Origin of the sequence: Microcoleus sp. Pol12B4 (assembly GCF_036701385.1) — a bacterium.
In the GTDB taxonomy this organism is placed as follows: Bacteria; Cyanobacteriota; Cyanobacteriia; order Cyanobacteriales; family Microcoleaceae; genus Microcoleus.
The window spans coordinates 1-9,364 of sequence record NZ_JAUBQR010000248.1; the positions used below are offsets into that span (position 1 = coordinate 1).

Here is a 9,364-nt window from a genome sequence, read left to right on the forward strand (position 1 = left end):
AAAATCCAAAATCGGTCGATCGCCCCCAGCGACGGCCCAGGAGGGTCAATGGTTGCTACAATCGGGGAGGGTATATGTTGTGGCTAACACTACAGCCCGTAACCCTGAAAGCTAATAGCTAAATTATTAAAAATCTGCCTCTTCTGCCATGTTTAAAAATCTGCTAGGCGATCCCAACGCGCGCAAACTTAGAAAATTTCAGCCTTGGGTAGCTGATATCAATATTTTGGAAGAAGACTTCCGCGCACTCTCAGACGACGACCTCAGAGGCAAAACGGCGGAGTTTCAAGAACGTCTGGCAAAAGCTAAATCTCTCAACGAGGAGAAAGAGATCCTAGACGAAATCTTGCCGGAAGCTTTTGCAGTGGTGCGGGAAGCGGGACAGCGGGTTTTGGGGCTGCGCCACTTTGATGTCCAACTCCTCGGCGGCATCATTCTGCACAAAGGCCAAATTGCCGAAATGAAAACTGGTGAGGGCAAAACTCTGGTGGCGACGCTGCCGGCATACCTCAACGCCCTCAACGGTAAAGGCGTACACATCATCACCGTCAACGATTATCTCGCAAGGCGGGATGCGGAATGGATGGGACAGGTGCACCGCTTCCTGGGACTGACTGTCGGACTGATTCAGCAGGGCATGGATCAGGTGGAACGAAAGAAAAATTATAACTGCGATATTACCTACGCGACTAACAGCGAAGTCGGCTTTGACTATTTGCGGGACAACATGGCTACTGTCATGGAAGATGTAGTGCAGCGTCCTTTTAATTTCTGCGTGATTGACGAAGTTGACTCGGTGCTGATTGATGAAGCACGGACGCCTCTGATTATTTCGGGCCAGGTGGAACGCCCCAGCGAGAAGTATATGCGGGCGGCTGAGGTAGCTGCTGCTCTGAGAAAGGAAAATGAAGAACATTACGAGGTTGACGAAAAGGCTCGGAATGTGCTACTGACCGATGAAGGCTTTGGTGAAGCTGAGCGGTTGTTGGGTGTTACGGATCTGTACGACCCGGCTGACCCTTGGGCGCATTACATTTTTAATGCGATTAAGGCCAAGGAATTGTTTATTAAGGATATTAACTACATCGTCACTCCCGATCGCGAAGTCGTGATTGTGGATGAGTTTACGGGCCGGGTAATGCCGGGACGCCGCTGGAGTGACGGTTTGCACCAGGCGATCGAAGCCAAGGAACGGGCGGAAATTCAGCCGGAAACTCAGACGCTGGCGACGATTACCTATCAGAATTTCTTTTTGCTTTATCCGAAGCTGTCGGGGATGACAGGGACGGCGAAGACTGAAGAGACGGAGTTTGAGAAGATTTACAATCTGGAAGTGACGCTGATTCCCACTAACCGGATTACGAGCCGCACTGACCTTTCGGATATGGTTTACAAGGCAGAGGCCGGCAAGTGGAATGCGATCGCCCAAGACTGCGCGGAAATGCACGAGATCGGTCGGCCGGTGCTGGTGGGCACTACGAGCGTGGAAAAGTCGGAGTTGCTGTCGCGGCTGCTGCTGGAACGGAAAATTCCTCACAATTTGCTCAATGCTAAACCGGAAAATGTGGAGCGGGAATCGGAAATTATCGCTCAAGCCGGACGCAAAGGCGCTGTGACGATCGCCACGAACATGGCCGGGCGCGGTACAGACATCATTTTGGGCGGTAATTCTGAGTACATGGGCCGCCTGAAGTTGCGGGAATATCTGATGCCCCGAATTGTGCAACCCGAGGATGACGAAGGGTTTTCGGTAGTGCAAGTGCCTGGTATTAGCGGCCGCCCCGCACCTCAAGGTTTTGATCCGACTAAGAAAAAGGTTAAGTCTTGGAAAGCTTCGGCGCAGATTTTCCCGACGCAGCTATCGAAAAATGCCGAACAAATGCTCGTGGCGGCGGTGGAATTGGCGGTGAAGGAGTACGGCGCGCGATCGCTCACGGAATTGCAAGCCGATGATATCGTGGCTATAGCTTCGGAAAAAGCGCCGACAAAAGACCCGGTAATTCAAAAATTGCGGGAAGCTTACAATTTAACCCGCAAGGAATACGATGCTTTTACCAGCTCCGAACACGATGAAGTCGTGCAGTTGGGAGGCTTGCACGTCATCGGTACCGAACGCCACGAATCGCGCCGGATCGACAATCAGTTGCGCGGCCGGGCGGGACGCCAAGGAGACCCGGGTTCTACGCGGTTTTTCTTGAGTTTGGAAGACAATTTGCTCAGGATTTTCGGCGGCGAACGGGTGGCCGGTTTGATGAAGGCTTTCGGTGTTGAGGAAGATATGCCGATCGAATCTGGAATGCTGACTCGTTCCCTCGAAGGCGCTCAGAAAAAAGTCGAAACCTACTATTACGATATCCGCAAGCAGGTATTTGAATACGACGAAGTGATGAACAATCAGCGTCGAGCAATCTATGCGGAACGCCGCCGAGTATTGGAAGGTTTGGACTCCAAAGAACAGGTAATTAAGTATGCCGAACAGACGATGGACGACATCGTGGGAGCATACATCAATCCCGATTTACCTTCCGAAGAATGGGAACTCGACAAACTTGTGAGCAAGGTGAAGGAATTTGTTTATCTGCTCGCTGACATGACACCGGATCAGCTAGAAGATTTGTCCGTTGAGGAAATTAAAACATTCCTGCACGAACAAGTCCGCAATGCTTACGACATTAAAGAAGCGGAAGTTAATGCAATCCGAGCTGAATTGATGCGAGATGCGGAACGGTTCTTTATTTTGCAGCAAATTGATACTTTGTGGCGCGAACACTTGCAACAAATGGATGCTTTGCGCGAGTCTGTAGGGCTGCGCGGTTACGGGCAGAAAGACCCGTTAATCGAGTACAAAACTGAAGGTTACGAGCTGTTTTTGGACATGATGACGGATATCCGCCGCAATGTGGTTTATTCGCTGTTCCAGTTCCAGCCGCAGCCGGCAATGCAAGTTTCGCCAGAGATGGTTTGAAAATAGTTACCGGAAATCAGGACACGGCAGTGCCGTGTCCCTACAATTAATCGCGGTAGGGACACGGCAGTGCCGTGTCCTCTATATCCTTTACAAGAAAATAAACAAACGCTATTGGAGGCTTGGTATGGGTGTTTTGGCGATTCGAGCGGACGAGAGAGTTAAGCAAATTCATTTTACAGAAGAAACCATTAGTGTTGATTTGATGGATGGACGAATCATTACCGTGCCTTTAATTTGGTATCCAAGATTGTTTCATGCAACGCCCGATCAAAGGGAAAAATGGGAAGTATGTGGAGGAGGCTATGGCATTCACTGGGAAGACATTGATGAAGACCTCAGTACAGAAGGAATGCTGCGAGGTGCACCTGCTCCGAGGTCTAACATTACTCATTAATTTCGATCGCTAGTTCACTTCTAAGCTTTCGTAATATAGCCTTTTTCATGTAATAGATGGAGCAGGTATTTAAGCGAGATTTGAGATTAAAGCCAATCTTCTTGATCGCTTTTTTGTTTCCTGTAAACCTCACCTTTGGCGTGAATTTTACGGGTTTGTTCGTAAAGAGTTTCTTCGCTATGATTCCATTTTTGCAGGACTTCTTTTAAGGCGGATTGAATATCTCTAGCGCCGGGAAAGCCTCGGTAGCGAATTATTAATCTTGCTAATTCCGATAAATTGTAGTCGGTTGCTTCTCCTGCTAATAAACTATCGACACTGGCTCGATCGCGCTTGTATTGCGGATGCTGCTGATCTTGAGTTTTTTCTACTGAATCCATACTATTTATATTTCCCAATCATCTGAAAATGTTGCTACCAGCAACCGCCACCCAAAAGCGCGGACATAAATAACCTAATGAATATAGTCTTAAATCCGCGCTTCATAAACGGTTTTATTCCGGTATCATAACTGTCAACTGTTTAAGTTGTCGATTCAGTCATTCCCAGAAATTTTTGTGTTTGTTCAGTAATACCAAATAGTCGATCGCCGTGACAAAAGATTTCCCAGGCGCGAATTCCCATAAAACCAATACCTGCAACCGCCAAGGGCATCGCTGCGGCACCTAAAAGCGCGGCAATGGGGGGAAATATCATGCACAGTGTTAACAGAATGCCAGTAATAACACCGCCAGCAATGCCAGCTTTGGCGGTGGCGGTGGCGACTTGTTCGACTAACTCTGACTGCGTAATTTTCCCTTCCACGCACAATAGCGAATTTTCTAAGATAGAAAATATTAACTCAATTACTGCTGCGGCGATCGCCCCTTTCATTGCAGCCCCAACGATTTCTGCAACTGCTGCTTTAAACGCTGCATCCGCTAAAACTTGCTTAGCGACTGCTAATTCTGCAGCAGTCATGTCTACACCACCGCGAGCACGATTCACCCAAAAATATTCAAAAATCCCGTTAGCAGCTTCGCTTCCGCCTCCATTGACGTGCGCTTGGATGTGACTCCAATCTTTATCTTGACAGAAGTTGCGAATTGCTTCTGGGCCTTGGGCACGAATTTGGGCGGGTATCGATTCAAATACTTTTGCTGCTTCTTGCACATTTCGGATGCCGTCACGCACGCCAGCCCTAGCAAATTTCGATTGCAGATTTATTGGCAGGTTCTCAAAACGGATGTTGCGTGCTATTTTAAAAGCTTCTTGACTGGCGATCGCCCCAGCACTAACCATTGAACTTGGCGCTGATTTTACCCACGCCGTTAATACAGTTGCATTTTCCTCAACTTTAGCAGCGATTTCGTTGGCTAAGTTTTGGGTATCGGCAACAGTTTCTTGTACTTTAGCAGTTAGAAATTCGAGCGGGTTCTGGCTAATTTCCATGTTAATCCAGCTTGCATCGTTAATGATTGAATTATTTTGACTATAACATTCCTCTTCAGTAAGTGTGATTTTTTACTGAATTGCTTCTACCTTCTAACTCAGGCTGTAAATTTAGAGCTTTTTTTTGATAAAATAAACCTTCATTGATTCGACCTTGCTCTTCTAAACTTTTGCCTAAATTCCAATAAGCGACGGCTAAATCTGGTTGAATAACAATAGATTTTTGATAGTAAGTTATGGCGTCATCGAGCTGGCCTTGTTTGTAAAACATACTGCCCAAGTTAACATAGGCTTCGACAAAATTATGATCAAATTCGATCGCCTTTGAGTAGGCGCGAATTGCCGCGTCTATTTTGCCTTGGGCTTGCAGGATATTGCCTAGAGTTTTGTAGGCGGGGGCGAAATTGGGCTGCTGGCGAAGTGCTTGGTAACAGGAGGCGATCGCCTCTACATATTTCTGTTGCGTATAATAAATTTCAGCTATCTTGTTAAGTGCGATTGCACTATCCGGCTGAATGGCTAGTAATTTTTGATATTGAGCGATCGCCTCCTCAAGTTTTCCTGATTTCTGGAGGCTCTCGCCCGCTGACAAATACTGCTCTGCTAACTCGGAATTTACGCTCATAGATTTTACTTTAACAGCCGACACTACTTTACCACAAGTGTTAGTTAGCAACCGCAATTTCGAGGGATATTCTGACTATTTGAGATTTTAAATTTGTTTGTGTACCGGAATGCGGAAAAAATATTATGATTATTTTGAACCAGCATCAACGCTAATTGCAGAGGAAATCTCATGGCATCACTAGCAGGAAAAGTGGCAATTGTGACTGGTGCATCGCGGGGAATTGGACGCGCGATCGCCCTCCGATTATCCGAAGAAGGCGCATCAGTGGTCGTCAACTACGCCAGAGGATCTGAGCAAGCAAAAGAAGTTGTGTCAGCGATTGAAGCAGCAGGTGGCAAAGCATTAGCCGTGCAAGCCGATGTCAGCAAAACCGCAGAAATTTGCGATTTGTTCGATCGCACTCTGGGAACCTATTCACAAGTCGATATTTTAGTCAATAATGCAGGAGTAATTCTTTACAAACCTATAGCGGAAGTTACCGAAGCAGAGTTTGATAATCTTTTTTCAATTAACGTCAAAGGCACGTTTTTTGCTTGTCAAGAAGCTGCTAAACGGATGGCAGACGGAGGAAGAATTGTTAATTTTTCCAGTTCGACAACGGCGATGCTACTGCCAACTTACGGGGCTTACGTGGCGACAAAAGGCGCAGTAGAACAGCTAACTCGATCGCTCGCGAAGGAATTGGGCGATCGCCAAATTACAGTTAATGTGATTTCTCCGGGCCCAACGGATACAGAACTCTTTACAGTCGGCAAAACCGCCGAACAAATACAAAGATTTACTCAAATGGCTGCTTTGCGAAGACTCGGAAAAGTTGAAGATATTGCCGATGTGACGGCTTTTTTGTGCAGCGAACAAGCCCGGTGGATTACCGGACAAAATATCCGCGTTAACGGCGGGACTGCCTAAATATATACTTTAGTCAGCTTGGAGTGGATAAAAATTTGTATAGCAGCGATTTCAATCGCCGATTATAAGAATCCCCAAGCAAAATCAAAGATTCTGGTTAGGGATTCTTATAACTTTATAGAGCTGACAATCCAACAAATTAAGGAGACAGTCGCCACACCTTAATCGTGTCGTCAAAACTGCCACTAATCAGAGTTTTGTCCTGAGGATTAAAAGCCAAATCCACCCAGGTAGAATGACCCTTCAGCGTGCCCGCCATTTCGCCGGAACTCATCCGCCACAGCTTGATAGTCCCACTCAAATCGGCGCTGGCGAGTTTGTCTCCGTCGGGAGTGAAAGCCAAGGACTTAACCTTGTCGGAATGGCCGATCAAAGTCCGCAGCAGAGAACCGTTGGGTTGCTGGGACTGATTATTTGCGCTGATATCCCACAACTTCACCGTCTTGTCCCAACTGCCACTGGCGAGAGTTTGACCGTCCGGGCTGATGGCCAAAGACCAAACCGCCTCGGAATGACCCCAAAGAGTTTCTTTCAATTCCCCAGTCTGCCAGTTCCACAGGCTGATCTTACCGTCGCTGCTGCCGATCGCCAAAGTTTCTCGATCGGCACTGAAAGCCACCGACTGCACCTCGTCAAAAACCCCCTGGAGAGTTTCCAACTCGGCCCCGCCTTCGACTTGCCACAACTTCAAAGTTTTGTCCTTACCCACACTGGCCAGGGCTTGGCCGCCGGGACTGAAAACCACCGAGAACACGCCGTCTTGGTGTCCGTCCAAAGTCTGAATTAACTTGCCCGAATAGAAATTCCACAATTTAATCGTACCGTCAACGCCGCCGCTGGCGATCGTCCTGCCGTCGGGACTGACTGCCACCGACCACACCGGCCCCAAATGTCCTGCTAAAACCTTGAGCAGCTTGCCGTGACGCTTGTGCCGCAAGTGAATTGTGCCGTCGTTGTTCCCGCTGACGATCACGCGGCCCTGGGGAGCAACTGCTACCGCCCAAATTGGGTTTTTGTCTTGATCCGCTAGAGTCCGCACTGCGGGCCGGGACTGCGATGCCTCACCCCTGAAATCCTGCATCGGGGGCGGATTGAACCGAATTTCGGGAATGCTAGAAACAGGCTCAGAAGAAGTGAAAGCCTGCGGTGCAGGAGATGGCAAGCGAACACCCAGCACTACGGACAGCAGGGCAACCGTACTTGCTCCCCACATGGCCAAAGTCCACTTGGGTTTGCTGAGAATCACGTCTACCGGTGCCGGGCCGTATTTCATATCTGTAAGAATTGCCTCGGTCGATCGATAGCGTTTTGATGGTTCTTGCTGCACCATTTTATCCAGAATGCGGCCGAGTCGCGCCGAAACTGGTACTTTCAAATAATCTCTCCAAGTCCAACTTTCGGCTTTGATGTCAAACAAATCAAAGGGCGACATTCCCGTTAACAAGTGAATGCAAGTGACGCCCAAACTGTAGATGTCGCTGCTCTTAATCGCTTGGCTTTTAATTTGTTCCGGGGCCGCGTATTCCGCAGAACCTGTCACCGTTTCTGTTTTGAGCGGGCCACTATTAGCCCGAATTGCCGCGCCGAAATCGACTAAAACTAGCCCAGAGGCACTTTCCTGAGACACGGAATGTAAATCCTCTTTCCCTGCCAAAGCTGGGGATGCTTGGGGAGTTTTCCGGTGAATAATATTCGACGGTTTGATATCTCCGTGAATCAGTTGATTTTCGTGAACAAATTGCAGGATTGGCAACAATTCGCTCAGCAGATACCAAATTTGAATTTCTTTAACAACACCTTTTTCTGAAAGCCGATCGGCTAAATTACGACCTTCGATGTATTCTTGCACTAAATACTGGCAGCCCTCGAGTTCAAAAGATGCCAGCAGTTTCGGTATTTGGGGATGTTGGCCCAACTTGTCGATAACTGAGACCGAGCGGCGAAATGCCCAGTTTTCCTGTGTGCAACCTGCAGCAGGCGCGCAGAACTGTTGAATGACGCAACGGGGTTGGGAAGGTTGGTCTTCATCGACTGCTAAGAAGGTGCGGCAAGTGAGACTTTGACCGAGTGTGTGAAAGACTCGGTAGCGACCTTTTAGCAGCAAGTTTGACTCGCAACTTTTGCATACTGTCGCGCGATCGAGATTTTGGGGATTCTGGCAATGGGGATTGGTGCAGTAACTCATTTGTCTTTCCGCTGGAGACCCCCGCCCGACATTATTGCTGGTGGGGGAGGAAAGCGGGGCGGTGCGTGCCGCTTCCTATGGACAAATTAAATAATTGGAATCTTTGCTTGATCATAATTGTTTCCCAGATTTTCGCCACAATGGCTTTGGTCGATCGCACGTAAATTATTGCTGACTTTCCTGCGAGCAAGGTTTAATAGGTCGATCGATTGCTCGCGCGATCAAGCGTTCGGCTGGATTTGCTGTTACCGAATTACGTTATACTGTCATTGCGAATACTTTCAGTGCGATCGCAGCAAAGCAAAGCAATCGCGAGTGATGGCCAAATATCCGCGATTGTTAGTTCTATGGAGTCAATCTAACACCTCAAATCTCACATCTCAAATCGACTAACAGATTAAAACTTAGGCAACTTTTGCCAAACTAACTACTAACTTTTAAGTATTACTTATGCCGTTAATTCGCGTTCCCAAACCTTGGGAAATTCTGGAACCCCAAATTACCCCAGAAACAGCCTTTCTCAACCGCCGCCGCTTCATGACAAATTTAATTGGCGCCGGCGTGACTGCTTCGCTGCTGCCGCTGATCGGCTGCCAAAGCAATGCTAGCTCAAAAGCTGCTCTGGAGCAAAGCTCAACCCAAGCATATTCGGGATTGAGCCGGAATCCCGCCTTTGCCAAAGTCGATCGAGCGATTACCGACGAAGCCTTGGCTACAAAATACAACAATTTTTACGAATACGGCGGCACAAAATCTATTTGGCAAGCCGCTCAAGCTTTGCCAACAGAAAACTGGAAAGTAGAAGTAGGCGGTTTAGTAAAAAATCCCCGCACTTATGATATTGACGAC

7 protein-coding genes and 1 pseudogene are annotated in these 9,364 nt (G+C 48.0%); 4 read left to right on the plus strand and 4 right to left on the minus strand.

Annotated elements, in window-relative coordinates:
• Positions 1 to 148: 148 nt before the first annotated feature.
• A complete protein-coding gene (secA, locus tag QUA38_RS24865) occupies positions 149 to 2,965 on the plus strand; it encodes a preprotein translocase subunit SecA (RefSeq protein WP_333166645.1) in 2,817 nt (938 codons plus the stop codon).
• A gap of 127 nt (positions 2,966 to 3,092) precedes the next feature.
• Entirely contained in the window at positions 3,093 to 3,362 is a 270-nt protein-coding gene (locus QUA38_RS24870) for a DUF2442 domain-containing protein (protein WP_333166648.1), read from the plus strand.
• A gap of 86 nt (positions 3,363 to 3,448) precedes the next feature.
• On the opposite strand, the gene QUA38_RS24875 is transcribed toward QUA38_RS24870, so the two are convergent.
• The 3 genes from QUA38_RS24875 to QUA38_RS24885 all read right to left on the minus strand — a co-directional run bounded on the left by QUA38_RS24875 (position 3,449) and on the right by QUA38_RS24885 (position 5,418).
• Positions 3,449 to 3,742 (minus strand): DUF3288 family protein, encoded by a 294-nt coding sequence (locus QUA38_RS24875; RefSeq protein ID WP_333166650.1) that lies wholly within the window; start codon positions 3,740 to 3,742, stop codon positions 3,449 to 3,451.
• A 142-nt stretch (positions 3,743 to 3,884) separates the two neighbouring features.
• Complete coding sequence (locus QUA38_RS24880; RefSeq protein ID WP_333166654.1) at positions 3,885 to 4,793, minus strand: hypothetical protein; 909 nt, start codon at positions 4,791 to 4,793, stop codon at positions 3,885 to 3,887.
• 55 nt (positions 4,794 to 4,848) lie between these two features.
• Complete coding sequence (locus QUA38_RS24885; RefSeq protein WP_333166656.1) at positions 4,849 to 5,418, minus strand: tetratricopeptide repeat protein; 570 nt, start codon at positions 5,416 to 5,418, stop codon at positions 4,849 to 4,851.
• Positions 5,419 to 5,589: 171 nt separating this feature from the next.
• On the opposite strand from QUA38_RS24885, the gene QUA38_RS24890 reads away from it, so the two are divergent.
• The gene (locus tag QUA38_RS24890) at positions 5,590 to 6,330 is read left to right on the plus strand and encodes an SDR family oxidoreductase (protein WP_333166659.1); all 741 of its coding nucleotides are present in this window, start codon (positions 5,590 to 5,592) and stop codon (positions 6,328 to 6,330) included.
• A gap of 139 nt (positions 6,331 to 6,469) precedes the next feature.
• Here QUA38_RS24890 and QUA38_RS24895 read toward each other — a convergent pair whose 3' ends face one another.
• The gene (locus QUA38_RS24895; protein WP_333166662.1) at positions 6,470 to 8,515 is read right to left on the minus strand and encodes a serine/threonine-protein kinase; all 2,046 of its coding nucleotides are present in this window, start codon (positions 8,513 to 8,515) and stop codon (positions 6,470 to 6,472) included.
• Positions 8,516 to 8,965: 450 nt separating this feature from the next.
• Here QUA38_RS24895 and QUA38_RS24900 point away from each other — a divergent pair.
• Positions 8,966 to 9,364, plus strand: a pseudogene (locus QUA38_RS24900) (protein-methionine-sulfoxide reductase catalytic subunit MsrP); the annotation flags it as partial.